At 73.4% G+C, this 13121-nt stretch carries 11 protein-coding genes; 5 read left to right on the plus strand and 6 right to left on the minus strand.

The genetic code is table 11. From position 1 onward, the window contains the following. The first annotated feature begins 16 nt into the window (after positions 1-16). Complete coding sequence (locus O7627_RS25150) at positions 17-853, plus strand: 5'/3'-nucleotidase SurE (protein WP_278095944.1); 837 nt, start codon at positions 17-19, stop codon at positions 851-853. 52 nt (positions 854-905) lie between these two features. Here O7627_RS25150 and O7627_RS25155 read toward each other — a convergent pair whose 3' ends face one another. Next, on the minus strand, positions 906-1268 hold the full coding sequence (locus O7627_RS25155; protein ID WP_278095945.1) for an STAS domain-containing protein: 363 nt from the start codon (positions 1266-1268) through the stop codon (positions 906-908). A gap of 491 nt (positions 1269-1759) precedes the next feature. Between O7627_RS25155 and O7627_RS25160 the strand changes: the two genes are divergently transcribed. Beyond that, entirely contained in the window at positions 1760-2200 is a 441-nt protein-coding gene (locus tag O7627_RS25160; RefSeq protein ID WP_278095946.1) for a hypothetical protein, read from the plus strand. A 60-nt stretch (positions 2201-2260) separates the two neighbouring features. Here the strand turns inward: O7627_RS25160 and O7627_RS25165 are convergent, their stop codons facing one another. The 4 genes from O7627_RS25165 to O7627_RS25180 form a co-directional block, all read right to left on the minus strand. Next, positions 2261-5014: a cellulose binding domain-containing protein gene (locus O7627_RS25165; protein ID WP_278095947.1), complete on the minus strand. Its 2754-nt coding sequence runs from the start codon at positions 5012-5014 to the stop codon at positions 2261-2263. A 253-nt stretch (positions 5015-5267) separates the two neighbouring features. Next, a complete protein-coding gene (locus tag O7627_RS25170) occupies positions 5268-5738 on the minus strand; it encodes a hypothetical protein (RefSeq protein WP_278095948.1) in 471 nt (156 codons plus the stop codon). Further along, a complete protein-coding gene (locus tag O7627_RS25175; RefSeq protein WP_278095949.1) occupies positions 5735-6223 on the minus strand; it encodes a hypothetical protein in 489 nt (162 codons plus the stop codon). Before O7627_RS25175 ends, O7627_RS25170 begins: the two co-directional genes overlap by 4 nt. Positions 6224-6281: 58 nt before the next feature. Further along, entirely contained in the window at positions 6282-8168 is a 1887-nt protein-coding gene (locus tag O7627_RS25180) for a hypothetical protein (RefSeq protein ID WP_278095950.1), read from the minus strand. A gap of 177 nt (positions 8169-8345) precedes the next feature. On the opposite strand from O7627_RS25180, the gene O7627_RS25185 reads away from it, so the two are divergent. The 3 genes from O7627_RS25185 (at position 8346) to O7627_RS25195 (ending at position 10197) form a co-directional block, all read left to right on the plus strand. Further along, positions 8346-9023 (plus strand): BON domain-containing protein, encoded by a 678-nt coding sequence (locus O7627_RS25185; protein ID WP_278095951.1) that lies wholly within the window; start codon positions 8346-8348, stop codon positions 9021-9023. 60 nt (positions 9024-9083) lie between these two features. Next, the gene (locus tag O7627_RS25190; RefSeq protein WP_278095952.1) at positions 9084-9575 is read left to right on the plus strand and encodes a redoxin domain-containing protein; all 492 of its coding nucleotides are present in this window, start codon (positions 9084-9086) and stop codon (positions 9573-9575) included. A gap of 61 nt (positions 9576-9636) precedes the next feature. After that, the gene (locus O7627_RS25195) at positions 9637-10197 is read left to right on the plus strand and encodes a thioredoxin domain-containing protein (RefSeq protein ID WP_278095953.1); all 561 of its coding nucleotides are present in this window, start codon (positions 9637-9639) and stop codon (positions 10195-10197) included. A gap of 20 nt (positions 10198-10217) precedes the next feature. Here O7627_RS25195 and O7627_RS25200 read toward each other — a convergent pair whose 3' ends face one another. Continuing rightward, entirely contained in the window at positions 10218-12998 is a 2781-nt protein-coding gene (locus O7627_RS25200) for a LuxR family transcriptional regulator (protein ID WP_278095954.1), read from the minus strand. Positions 12999-13121 lie beyond the last annotated feature (123 nt).

A 13121-nucleotide genomic window follows, 5' to 3' on the forward strand; every position in this document is an offset into this window, starting at 1 on the left:
CGCGACGGACGACCTCATGACGCTGCGGGTCCTGGTGACAAACGACGACGGAATCGCCGCGCCCGGCGTACGGTGGCTGGCCCGGGCGGCGGCCGACCGGGGCCTCGACGTGGTGGTGGCCGCGCCCCGCGAGGAGGCGAGCGGTTACAGCGCGGCGATGACCGCCGTGGAGCGCAACGGCCGGGTGGTGGTGGAGGAGCACGAGGTCGACGAGCTGGCCGGCATCCCCTCGTACGGGGTGGCCGGGTCGCCCGGGTTCATCGCGCTGATCGCCATCCACGGGGCCTTCGGCCCGCCGCCGGACGTGGTGCTCTCCGGGGTGAACCGGGGCGCCAACGCCGGCCGGGCGGTCCTGCACTCCGGCACCGTGGGCGCCGCCTTCACGGCCGCCGCGAACGGCTGCCACGGCCTGGCGGTCTCGCTCGACGTACTGGCCCCGGCGGAGGCCACCGCCGGCAGCGGCGGCGCCGCGATCGCCGCCGGCGGGCAGGCCCGCGACACCAGCCGGCACTGGGGCACCGCGGCCCGGGTGGCCGTCGAGCTGCTCCCCCGGCTGACCGCCGGACCACGCGACACCGTGCTCAACGTCAACACCCCGGACCTGCCGTACGAGCGGCTGCGGGGTCTACGCCGGGGCTCTCTGTCCGGGTTCGGCCAGGTTCAGATGACCGTCGCGGAGACCGGCAAGGGGTTCATCCGGACCTCGCTCGAGGAGTCCGGCCAGACCGTCCAGGCCGGCACCGACGTCGCCTGGCTCGGCGCCGGCTACGCCTCGGTGACCGCGATCCGGGCGATCGTCGAGGCGTCCGACGTGGATCTGTCCGATCTGGACCTCCCGGGCCTGGCCGACTGAGGCCGACGGGCTGAGGCCCGACGGGCCCGACGGGCCCGACGGGCTGAGCCGGTCAGCCGCCGGGCAGCTGGGCCTCCGGGGTGGCGCCGGAGAAGTACGGCTCGGGAGCGCCGAAGAGGCCGAGCAGGCCGGTCACCCAGAGCTGGCGGTGCACGAACCGGCTCGGTTCGGTCACCACCAGTCGCACGTTGCTCACCTCGGCGGTCTGGAACCCGGCGACCATGGCGCTGATCCCGACCGAGTCGATGAAAGTCACCAGCCGCATGTTCAGTGCGATCCGGGGCGGGGTGCCCTTGGCGAGCACCTCGGCGACTGCCTCCCGAACCTCGTACGCCGTGTCGACATCGATCTCTCCGCGTGGTGCGATCTCCACCGTTCCGTCGGACAGGGTCGACTTAACGATCGACAGGCTCACGCGAACACCTCCACTCGCCCGCAACCGGGCGCCTCGTCAGTACGCGGGCCGCGACCGAGAGTATTCCTCCGAACGCCCGGCTCGCCAGCCCCGCGGCGGGACAATCTAGCGGAGTTAATCCGCCAACAGGGCGAAATCCGGGCAATCAGCATCATATGTTCCCACGATACAGGAGCCACGTCTGGTGGTCCGAACCTCCAGGGTACCCGGCCGACCGCGATGCGCACCTGCGCGACCCGACCGCGGGCGGGTGGAGTCTTCCGAACCCACTCCACTACGCAGGCTTTCGCCGTCACTCGCGGCGAATGTCCGCTTCGACCTACCGGACAGATGAAGAAAGACCGCCCCGGCCGGCCCTCCCGCGCGTGATCCTGGGTTTGCCACCGGAGATGTCCGGGCACCTCGAAGGGAGAGGTTCCACCGCAACCGCGCCGAACCGCCGCTCGTGTCCGAAGTGGCCGCTCAGTTCGGCAGCCGAGGAGGTATCACCGATGTTCGGAAACAGGATGTCCGCGCCGAAGCTGCTGGACCGCCGGAGCGCCCCGGAGCGGATCGCGGACCAGGCGTGGGACTACCTCACGACCGCCGTGCACTCCGCCGGCGACAACGTCCGGCACTCCGCCCGCGGTGGCGCCCGGCTGGCCCGCCGCACCGCCGCCGGCCTGAGCGACACCGCCGGCGACCGGGTCGGTTCGGCCGCCGACGAGGCATGGGTACGCGCGAACCGGGCGTACGACGCGTTGGCCGGCCGACGCCCCGGGCTGCCCTGGGGGTTGCTGATCGGCGCCGGCCTCGCCGGGGCGGCGGTCGGCTGGGCCGCCGGGATGGCCGCCCGCGCGGCCGCCGAGCGCGCCGACGAGGAGATGCGGGCCGCCGAGCGGGTGGAGTTCGTCGACGTCGACCGGCCGAGCCCGGTCGCGATGGACACCTGACTCGCCCGCCCCGCCGGTGCCCCGGCCGCGAACCCGCGGCCGGGGCACCGGCGGCTGCCGTCAGCCGCGGGTGCACAGCGGCGTCGGTGCCGCATTCGTGCCGGTCCAGCTACCGAGGAAGCCGAACGTGGCGGTGGCGTTCGGCGCCAGCACGCCGTTCCAGCTGACGTTTCGGACCGTCACGTTCGCCCCGCTCTGGGTGTGGCTGCCGTTCCAGAGCTGCGCGATCCGTTGCCCGTTCGCGAAGCTCCAGGTCACCGCCCAGCCGGTCATCGTCGTGGTGCCGGTGTTGCGGACGGTGACCTCGCCCTGGAAACCACCCTGCCAGGAACCGGTCACCCGGTAGGAGGCCGCGCAGTCACCGGTCGGCGGCGGAGTGACCGTGGTGGGCGGCGGGGTCGTGGTGGGCGGGGTCGTGGTCGGTGGCGGTGTGGTGGTGGGCGGCGGCGGGGTCGTGGTCGGTGGTGGCGTGGTGGTGGGCGGCGGAGCGGTCGTGGTGGGACCGCTGGTCGGCCCGCCGAGGCGGTCGGCGTACAGCACCCCACGGCCGTTGGTGCCCAGGTACACCCGCCCGTAGACGCGCGGGTCACCGGTCAGCGCCTCGCCCGCGTTGCCGTACTGGTGCTGGTCGTCGTTTATCCGGACCCAGGCCGCCCCGGCGTTGTCCGACCGGTAGACGCCCCGCACCCCGTCGATCGTCGCCATCGTGTAGACCGCGTGGTAGGACTGGCCGGGCGCGGCCCGGCCGAAGCCGACGTTCACGGCGCTGGCCACGTTCGCCAGCTTGGTGAAGCTGGCGCCCGAGTTGGTCGAGCGCCACAGGCCGTTCCCGCCGGCCAGCCAGATGTCGCCCTCGGCCCCGGGCACCGCCTTGAACTTCACCTCGATGTCGGGCAGCCCGGTGGCGGCGGTGGCGGTGAAGCTCTGCCCGCCGTTGGTGCTGACGTAGAACGTGCCGGCCGAGAACCCGTAGAACTTGTTCGGGTTCACCCGGTCGGATTCGATCACCGCGTTCGCCGGGATTCCCGTCGACTGGGTCCACGAGTTGCCGTACCCGACGGTGTGGACCACCGGCTGGCCGGCGTCGCCCGGGGCCCAGACGAACCGGCTGCCGTCGGCCGCCGCGGCGACCGTGCCGCCGCTGTTGATGGTGCCGGGCTCGGTGCCCTGGAACCAGTTCGCCCCGCCGTCGGTGGAGAAGGCGACGTGGCTGTCGTTGGGCCGGTCGGCGTCGGTGAAGCTGCCCGCCCGGACCATCACGCTCGGGTTCAGCTCGGCGAAATCGAGGCTGTTGGTGCTGGTGAAGTAGGGCTGCTGGAACATCATCGGCGGCACCGCGGCCAGGTCGGTGTGGCGGAAGCCGCCGATGTCGCCGAGCCCGCTGATCAGTGGCGCGCCGGTCGGCGGGCTGATCAGGTCCAGCACCGCGGTCTCCTCCAGGCCACCTACCATCGGCCGGATCGTCACCGTGCCGCCGGTGTCCCAGTTCTTCAGGTTCGTCGACCCGTAGATGGTGGCGCCGGTGCCGTACATGAAGCGGTTGCCGTCGAACGGGTCGATCTCCACCGACTCGTTCATCCAGCCCAGTTTCGGGGTCTCCTCCGGTGGCTGCGGGTTCGCGCCCAACGTCAGCCACGGCACCGAGGTGACGTCCATGGTGTAGCGCTTGGTGCGGTTCGGGTAGCTGGTGAACTCCCAGATCCGCGACCAGGTGGCGCCACCGTCGGTGCTGCGCCAGAAGATCGCGTCCGGCCACCAGGAGATCTGGGTGGCCACCATCAGGATGTTCGGGTTGGTCCGGTCGATGGTCAGGCCGCTGTAGCCGAAGTACGCGTCGGTGCTGCTGGACGGGATCGGGCTGATCTGGGTCCAGGCGCCGGTCGCGCGGTTGAACTTCCAGACGTCGCCCTTCGCCCCGTCGTACGGGCCGCCGGTGTCGCTGGTGGCGATGTAGAGGAAGCCGCCGACGTGGTCCACCACGCCCTTGTGGGCCAGGTAGCCGGTCGGCTGGCCGGCGATGCGTTGCCAGCTGCTGCCGCCGTTGGTGCTGCGGTAGACCGGGTTCTCCTTGTCCGCGACGCCGACGTAGATGGTCTGGGTGGTGCTGCCGGCCATACCGGTGCTCTTGTCGAAGCTCACCCAGGTCACGCCCTGGTTGCCGCCCTGATAGGAGTCACCGGGCACCGCGACGTAGTTGCCGACGTTGGGAAAGTTGGCGACCTTCGTGAAGCTGGCGCCGTGGTTGGTGCTCCGCCACAACCCGTTGCCGCCCTCGGCGCCGTAGTAGACGATCGCGTTGTTGTTCGGGTCCACCGCCAGCCGCTCGCCCTGCCCGCGGCCCGGCATGTTGCCGCCGACCTTGAACGGCAGCTCGAACGCCTGCCAGGTGTCGCCCTTGTCGGTGGAGCGCAGGATGGCGCCGTTGTTCGGGTCCCAGTCGTTCGTGTACATGCCCACCGCGGCGTAGAGCCGGTTGGTCTGGACCGGGTCGGTGGCCAGGCTCAGCACGCCGTTCCAGCCCCACCTGTCCCAGCCGACCCAGTCCAGCAGCGGCGTCCAGGTCTGGCTCGCCTGCTCCCACCGGTAGGCGCCGCCGATGTCGGTGCGGGCGTAGATCAGGTTCCGCTCGGTCGGGTTGAAGACGATGCCCGGGACGAAACCGCCGCCGTCGATCCGGACGTTCTTCCAGGAGTACGGCTCGGAGACCGCCGCCGACGCCGGTGCGGCCGTCGGACTCACGGCCACCTGGATGGCCATGGCCACCGCACCGGCCGCCACGACGGCGGCCAGCGCGCTGGCGAGACTTCTACGCATGTACGGCTCCCTCTAAGAGCTGCGCTGTTCACAGGGATGGACAGCCGCCATGCACGAAAGGGCGTCGGGTGCGGGATCTTCCCGGGGAGACGCCATCGGCCGCCGCGCCGAACGCGTGCATGGGGGCGAGCTGGCGGAGGCTGCCCGACGGCTTCCGCTCCGGCGTCCTGGCTCCCGCACCGGTCTGGTCCAGACACTCACACACGCACGTCAGCGCTGTCAATAGTTGGACACCCAAACAAAGGCCAGCCGGTTACGGCAACTCCATGGTCTGGTCGACGGCGATCTCGGCGAGCGCGTCGGAGAGGTGGTCGGCCACCGGCCGCCCGGTGGCCGGGGCCAGCTCCGCGATCAACAGCGCGCCGTGCCGGGCCAGTGCCGCCGGGTCGACCGGCCCGGTCTCTTCCGGCGACGGTTGCACCCCGAGCGCACCGGTCAACACCACCGCCAGCACCCCCGGGTCCAGCTCCGGCAGCCAGCCGGCGGCTCCCCGGGCACAGCCGACCACCAGGTCACGCAGGTCGTCGCCGGTCAGGCCGTCCGGGTGGGACTGCTCCAGCAGCCGGCGCAGCGTCCCGCCGAGCACCAGGCCGACCTGCTCCGGGCGCTGCTCCGCCAGCTTCTCCACCGCCCGCTCCAGCGCCGCCGGATCCCGGCCGGCGGCGGCCTCGGCCGCCTCGCGGGCGGCCCGGCCGATCGTCCGGGCCGCCATCGACGCGGTCATCGCGGGCGTCCGGACCCGGAATCGGCCGGCGACTGCTCGGTGGGCGGCTCGGTCGGCTCCCCGGTCGGCGATGCCGGCGGGGTCGGAGTCGGGGTCACGGCCGGTCGCGTCGGCGGCGGTTGACGCGGGGGCAGCACCGGGGGCGGTGGCCGCGGCGGGTTCGACGGCACGATCACCGGATCGTCCGGCAGCTCTCCGGCGGCGCCACCGTCCACCGCGCCGCCGTCGGCGCCGGCGGCCGGGTCTGCCGTCGGGGCCAACTCACCCGGCGTCGGGGCGGCCTGCCCGGTCGGGACCGGGCTGACGGAGCTGATCACCGACGGGGCCGGCTGCCGCGGCGCCGGTTCGGTACGCAGCATGGTGCCGCCCAGCCAGACGGCCGGTCCCAGGCCGATCGCGACGATCCCGAAGAACAGCGCGGCGATGCGCCGGTCCACAGCGCTGCCGACGAGCGGGCGGGCCGCCTGGCCACGGCGATCGCCCACGCCTCGCCCGAAGGGCTCACCTGACCGCTTCACCTGATGACAATCTCAACCCGGCAACTCAACTCGAAATCTCGAACACGACGGCATCGCCCACCTCCCGGCGTTCGATGCCCAACCCGTCCACCGGCCGGTTCCCCACATCCTGCCATGGCGTGCCGACCGCGTACCCCGGCAAGAGAATCACGGTACGGATACCAAGGTCACGCAGATACGCGACACTCACCGGATCAGGGAAACTGGCGGTGACAGCATGGGTCTGCGCCTGTGAAGCCGGGGTGAACGAGGCGAGACCGTTGACCATCCGCGGGAACTCGTCGGTGCCCCAGAGCATCACGCTGAATTCGAGGGTGCCGTAGCTCGGTAGCACCAGCAGCGGTTCGACCGCCGACCGGATGGCCACCGGCTGCGGAAGCGGCGGCGGGTGCGGAGTCCTGTTCACCCCCTCCAGAATCACCAGGGCCAGCGGCACCAGCGCGAGCGCCCGCAGCAACCAGTCCACCGGCCGACCCGCGCCCGCCCCCACCGGCTCACCACTTCCCGCACCCGACGGCTCAGTCCGGTCATTGTCCGGGTTCGCCGGCTCGGCCCGGCCGGCATCCGGGTCCGAGGGCTCGGCCGGGTCGGCGTCCGGGGCGGCGGGTGGGTCGGTGGTCGGCGGTCGGGTGGTGACGGCGGTCAGCGCACCGGCCGCCAGGATGCCGAGCAACAGCGTCGTCCAGAGCACCAGGCGGCCGGAGGTGCGAATCCCGTCCCAGCCGGGCAGCACGTTCATCAGCGTCGCGTACCCGGGGTCGCCGTCCCCGCCGAAGGTGGTGCCGGACGCCAGGATCACGCTGATCACCGTGGCGACGGCCAGCAGCAGCCGGTGCCGCACCGACCAGGCCGAGAAGAAGAGGCCGGCGCAGGCCAGCCCGATCAGCACCACCCCCGGCAGCAGCGTCATCTCACCGGCGAAGGAGAGGGTCTCCCGCAGCGGAGCGTGCCGCTCCCCCCACAGCCAGGACTCCGGCGGCGCCGTGACGAAGCCGCGCAGCGGCGGCGAGAACTGGGCGACGTGTGCCAGCGTCCGCCGCCCCGATGGATGCAGCTCGACCACCCGCAGGTAGGGCAGCGCCATGAAGACGGTGGTCCCGGTGAAGAGCGCCCCGCCGACCAGGTCCGCGACGAGCAACCGGCGGCCGAAGGGCGGCCGGACCCGACGTCGCCACCAGGACCAGCCGTACCCGGCGGCGGCGGCCAGACAGATCAACGCCAGCACGTACCCGAACGGCAGGCCGATGCCGAAGCCGAGCGTGATCTGCCAGGCGGCGACCAGCCACCCGGCCAGCGCCCAGGCCGGCCGCCGCCGCTGGGGCCGGTAGCCGTCCCGCAGCGACCAGCCGTGTCCCCGGGCCAGCATCGCCAGCGACAGCGCGATGCCACCGATGGAGAGCACGTGCAGGTGCCCGGCCTGGGCCAGCTTCCAGGGGGCGAAGGCGAAGCCGACACCGGCCACCGCCGCCCCGATCCGGCCCGCGCCGAGCTGACGCACCAGCGCGTACGCCCCGACGAAGGCGAGCGCGTGGGTCAGCACGTACAGGATGTTGTAGCGGACCACGGCGGCCACCGGTCCGGAACCGATCATGCCGAACGGCGCGTAGCCGAGCAGGGTGTCGGAGTAGGCGTAGGTGTACCGCTCCGGGAAGAACGTGTTGGAGTGCCAGAGCTGGGTCGGATCGGTGAGCAGCGCGTGCCCGCCCCAGGCGATCTGCCAGGCCTGCAGGATCGGGTCGCCGATGTCCTGCGGGATGGTGCTGGCGGGGTGGGCCAGCGTCGGCCAGGTGAGCACGGCCGCCAGCAGGAGGCCACCGATGATGGCCAGGGTCCACTCGTGGCGCAACAGCCGCAGCGTCCCCCCAGTCCGCCGGCGGGCCGGGCTGTCCTGGACGTCCTGTTCCGTCGTCATGCACTCTTCCTCACGGCCGGGCTTTGATCACATCGATCGACAGTCGATAATCGCCTATCCGGGTCCGGACTGTCACCCCACCCGGTAGGCGCGCTCGCCCCAACCGGGTGAGGTCCGGTCACCCGGTTCCGCCCCAGCATCGGTACTGGCCGACATCGACCTGTGGGAGGGACGACCATGAGCACCCCGATGATCAGCCGGACCGACGAGGAACTGCAGCGGGACGTGCTCGACGAACTGAACTGGGAACCACGGGTGCAGCCGCACGAGATCGGCGTGACCGCGCAGGCCGGGGTGGTGACCCTCACCGGCTGGGTGGACAACTACGCCAAGAAGTGGGCGGCGGAACGCGCCGCGCACCGGGTCAGCACCGTCCGGGCGGTCGCCAACGACATCGAGGTACGGCTACCCACCGCGGCCGAACGCACCGACCCCGACCTGGCGCTGGCCGCGACCCGGGCGCTGGAGTGGGACGCCTTCGTACCGGTGGAGAACCTCGACGTGACCGTCTCCCGCGGCTGGGTCGTCGTCCGCGGCGAGGTGGAGTGGGAATACCAGCGCCGGGCCGCCGAGCGGTCCGTCCGCCGGCTCGCCGGGGTCCGCGGGGTGACGAACGCGATCGGCGTGCGGCCCCGGGCGAACCTCTCCCCCGACGAACTGAAACGGCGGATCGAGGCCGCGCTGGTCCGCAGCGTCGAGACCGACGCGGCCCGGATCAGCATCGACGTCCAGCACGACACGGTCGAGTTGCGCGGCGTCGTGCGGTCCTGGCTGGAACGCGAGGAAGCCGAGCGGGTGGCCTGGTCCGCACCCGGCGTCACGTTCGTGGAGAACCACATCACGGTCCGGCTGTGACCGCCGCCCACCCGGCGGCCGGGTGGACCGGCCGCACCCGCGCGAAAGGAAGCTGCGACCATGACCGACCCCAACCCGAGCGTGCACCCGGGCGTACCGGCGCCGACCTTCACCCTGCCCTCCGGGCCGGGCGAGGAGGTCAGCCTCGCCTCGTTCCGGGGGCGGCCGACGGTGCTGGTCTTCTACCCCGGCGACTGGAGCCCGGTCTGCTCCGACCAGTTGTCCCTCTACCAGTTGGCGATGCCGGAATTCGAGCGGTTCAACGCCGCGCTGGTCGGCATCTCGGTGGACAGCCCCTGGTCGCACAAGGCGTTCGCCGAGCAGAAGGGGATCGGGTTCCCCCTGCTCTCCGACTTCGAACCCAAGGGCGCGGTGGCCCGGCGGTACAGCGTCTACCAGCCGGAGGGCTGCGCCGCCCGCGCGCTCTTCCTGATCGACCAGGACGGCATCATCGCCTGGCGCTACATCGGACCGTCGAACGTCAATCCCGGCGCGGACCTCATCCTGGACGCCCTGGAGGAGTTGTCCAGCCGGCGCCAGGTCGCTGTCTGACCTGGCGAGACCGAAGTCCCGGGCCGGCGCCACCGGTGGCGCGGATCGAATCGAGGTAGCGATGAGCAGCACCCAGACGCAGGTCGCGGTGAGCCGGCTCCGGGTTCCGGTGGGCGGGGGCGACCATGTCCGCGGCCGGACCGACGCGCCGGTCACCCTGGTCGAGTACGGCGACTTCCAGTGCCCGCACTGCGGGGCCGCGTACGAGAACGTGCACGAGGTGCTGCGTCAGCGACCCGACCGGGTGCGGGTGGTGTTCCGGCACTTCCCGGTCACCAACCTCCACCCGTACGCCGAGGTGGCGGCCGAGACGGCCGAGGCGGGCACGGACCGGGACCGGTTCTGGCAGCTGCACGACTGGCTCTTCGAGCACCAGGACCAGATCGATCCGGTGCACCTGTCGCTGGGCGTGCAGCAGGTCGGGTTGCCGGCGGACGAGGTGACCCGGGAGGTCACCGACCACGTCCACCTGGACCGGGTGCGCGGCGACTTCGTCGGCGGCATCCGCAGCGGGGTGAACGGCACGCCGACCTTCTTCGTCAACGGGCTCCGACACGACGGCCCGTACGCGCTGCCGGACCTGTTGGCCGCGGTGGACGCCGCCGAGGAACCCGACGATTGACGGCCCGCGGCGGGTGACGGTCACAGCAGGCGCAGTTCCCGGGCCCGGCGGACGGCGTCCCGGCGCCGGGTGGCGTCGAGCTTCCGGTAGATGTTGCGGACGTGGGTCTTGACGGTGTTGACCGACAGCGACAGCTCGGCCGCGATCTCGACGTTGGACAGAATGCTCTGCAGGTACCGCAGGATGGTCAGCTCCCGCTCGGTCAACGGCTCGCTCGGCGCCGCCGGCGCCGCCCCGGCGGCCGGCCGGGGCCGGTCCGCCCCGATCAGTTCGAGCACCGTGGCCCAGTACGCCGTACCGGCGTCCAGTTGCGCGGTGAGCAGGTCGCGCACCGGCGGTTCGGCGGTGCGGAAGACCCGCCGGTGGCCGTCCGGCTCGGCGAGTTCCAGCACCCGTTCGAGGGTTCGCGCCGCCCGCCGGTGATCGCCGACGGCGCGGGCCGCGAGGGCGTCCAGCAGCCCGGCGTCGATCCGCAGGTCCAGCGGCCAGGCCGCGCCGGTCGGGCCGGCCCAGTCCGGCAGGGCCCGGGCCGCCGCCGCGGCGTCGCCGGCCCGGAGCAGACCGCGCGCCGTCACCACCGCCCACACCACGGTCGGCGCCCCCGACCGTCCGGCCCCGGCCAGTTCCCGCCCGACCGGATCCGGCCCAGTCAGGTCTGGCCCAGTCGATTCCGGCCCAGTCAGGTCCGGCCTTGCCAGGTCAGCGGCGGCGGGCGTGGCCGCGGCGCGCAGTTCTTCGGCCAGCAGCGCGAATCGGGCCGCCAACTCCGACGACCCGGGTCGTCCGGCCAGCCGGTCCCGGCCGTCCCGCACGGCCCGGTAGGCCGCGACCGGGTCCCCCCGCTCTCGTCCCAGCTCGCCCCGGAGCCACGCCGCGTGCACGGCGAGTCCGGGTTCGTCGGCGCTGCCCGGTACCGCGGTGGCCGCGGCCAGCTCGGCCTCGGCCTCGGCCACCCGGTCGCGCCGCAGCGCCACCACGGCCAGCGCAAGGTGCGCGTAGCCGGCCGCCAGCGGCGCCGCCGGTCCGGCGCGCTCCGGGTCGGTGGCCGACACCGCCAGCAGCCGTCGGGCCAGCTCGGTGGCGGAGGTCAGCCGGCCGGACAGCGCCACCGTCAGGGCCAGCCGGGCGGAGCAGATCAGCTCGGCCCGGGGCAGTCCGGCGGCCGCGCACTCCGCCGTTCCCGCCGTCAGCGCGGCCTGCGCCGTCGCCAGCTCACCGGCGGCCAGGAGTTCCGCGCCGAGGAGGCCGCGCGCGACCGCCCGGGCGGCGGCCCCCGGCCAGGCGTCCGACCCCGGCCCGGCCGGGCGCAGCAGCGCCGCGCAGCCGGCGCGGAGCGTCTCGTACTCACCGGCCCGCTCGGCCCGGACCAGCGCCAACACCGCCCGGATCTCGGCCCACCGGTCCCGGTCGGGCCCGCCGGCCGGGTCGAATGGCGTCAGGTGCCGACCAGCCGCCGCCAGGTCACCGGCGGCGAGCCGCTCCAGCGCGTACGCCAGGCCGACCCCCGGGTCGGTCTGGACCAGTTCCGGCTCCGGCTCGGGTGGCGGTACCGCCCGGTTGTGGTCCCGGCTCAACGGGACCAGCTCGGGCCAGTGCCGGGCGAGCAGGTCGGCGGCGAGCGGCCACCGCCGGCCGTGCAGGGCGTGCCGGAGCGCGTCGCCGACGGCGCCGGTCCGGACCGACCAGTCGCTGAGCCGGGCGTGCAGCTCGGCCAGGTCGGCGGCGGGCCACCGCCGCAGTCGGGCGCGGAGCGACTCCGCGAACATCCGCTGCATCCGGTACCCGGGCCGGCGGCCGTCGGTGCGCAGCAACCCGGTGCGCCGATCGGTCTCGGCCAGCAGCAGTGCGCCGTCGGTCCGGCCGGTGACCGCGTCGCAGAGCTCCGGCGTCAGGTGGTCCGCGCCGGAGAGTCGGGTCAACGCGTCCAGCGTGCGCTCGTCCAGCCCGACGAGTACCTCCTCGCCCAGGTAGGCGGCCACCGCCGGGTGGTCGCCGCCGAACCCGGCGATGAACCCGGGCGGATCGGGGTGTCCGCGCAGCCCCAGCGCGGCGAGCCGGAGCCCGGCGGGCCAGCCCTCGGTCCGTTCCCACAGGTCGGCGGCCTGCTCCTCGGGGAGCCGCAGGCCCTGCCCGGCCAGCAGCTCGACGACCTCGGCCGGGGTGAAGGCCAGCTCGGCCACGCCGATCTCGGTCAGACCGCCGGCCAGCCGCCGACGGGGCAGCCCGAGGGCGGGCTCGGTGCGGGCGGCGACCACCAGCCGCAACCGCCGGCCCGCGTGCCGCAGCAGGAACTCCAGCCCCGCCAGGAACGCCGCGTCGGTGACCAGGTGGAGATCGTCGATGATCAGAGTGACCGGTTCCGGACGGTCGGCGAGGTCGACGGCGAGCTGCTCCAGAAAGTCGGCGCCGAGCGGTCCGTCCAGGATGACCCGGGGTACGTCGATCGGCAGATCCGTACCGCCCCGGGCGCCGCCGTCGGGCTCCGGAGGTGGTCCCGGTCCGACCGGACGCACCGCCATCGCAAGGTACGGCCAGAGCCGGGCGCCGTCGTCGCCCGGCTCCACGGTCAGCCAGCCGACCGGACCGACCCGGGTCCGGCCCCAGGCGCCGAGCAGCACACTCTTGCCGTACCCGGCCGGCGCGGTGAGCACCGTGACGGGTCCGCGTGCTCCCCGGTCGAGCAGGTCGAACAGGCGAGGCCGGGCGACCACCGGGTCGGCCGGCAGCGGTGCCACCGCGAGCTTGCCGGCCAGCAGCGGCCGGCCGGCCAGCGTCGCGCCCTCGATCGGTTCACCGGTCACCCCCGCACCCCCGATCGTCGGCCGCGACGCGGATACCCGGCCCGGGGCTGTTCACCCCCTGGGCATCAGGGCGGTTCACCCTGATCCGGTCCCGACTCACCCGGCGGTTGCCCGGTCCGGGTG

Origin of the sequence: Solwaraspora sp. WMMD1047 (genome assembly GCF_029626155.1) — a bacterium.
GTDB lineage: Bacteria > Actinomycetota > Actinomycetes > Mycobacteriales > Micromonosporaceae > WMMD1047.

Coding starts and splice junctions, on each gene's coding strand:
- O7627_RS25190 (WP_278095952.1), top strand. CDS start 9,084: ATGACCGACCCCAACCCGAGCGTGCACCCGGGCGTACCGGCGCCGACC.
- O7627_RS25195 (WP_278095953.1), top strand. CDS start 9,637: ATGAGCAGCACCCAGACGCAGGTCGCGGTGAGCCGGCTCCGGGTTCCG.
- O7627_RS25165 (WP_278095947.1), bottom strand. CDS start 5,014: ATGCGTAGAAGTCTCGCCAGCGCGCTGGCCGCCGTCGTGGCGGCCGGT.
- O7627_RS25160 (WP_278095946.1), top strand. CDS start 1,760: ATGTTCGGAAACAGGATGTCCGCGCCGAAGCTGCTGGACCGCCGGAGC.
- O7627_RS25185 (WP_278095951.1), top strand. CDS start 8,346: ATGAGCACCCCGATGATCAGCCGGACCGACGAGGAACTGCAGCGGGAC.
- O7627_RS25170 (WP_278095948.1), bottom strand. CDS start 5,738: ATGACCGCGTCGATGGCGGCCCGGACGATCGGCCGGGCCGCCCGCGAG.
- O7627_RS25150 (WP_278095944.1), top strand. CDS start 17: ATGACGCTGCGGGTCCTGGTGACAAACGACGACGGAATCGCCGCGCCC.
- O7627_RS25180 (WP_278095950.1), bottom strand. CDS start 8,168: ATGACGACGGAACAGGACGTCCAGGACAGCCCGGCCCGCCGGCGGACT.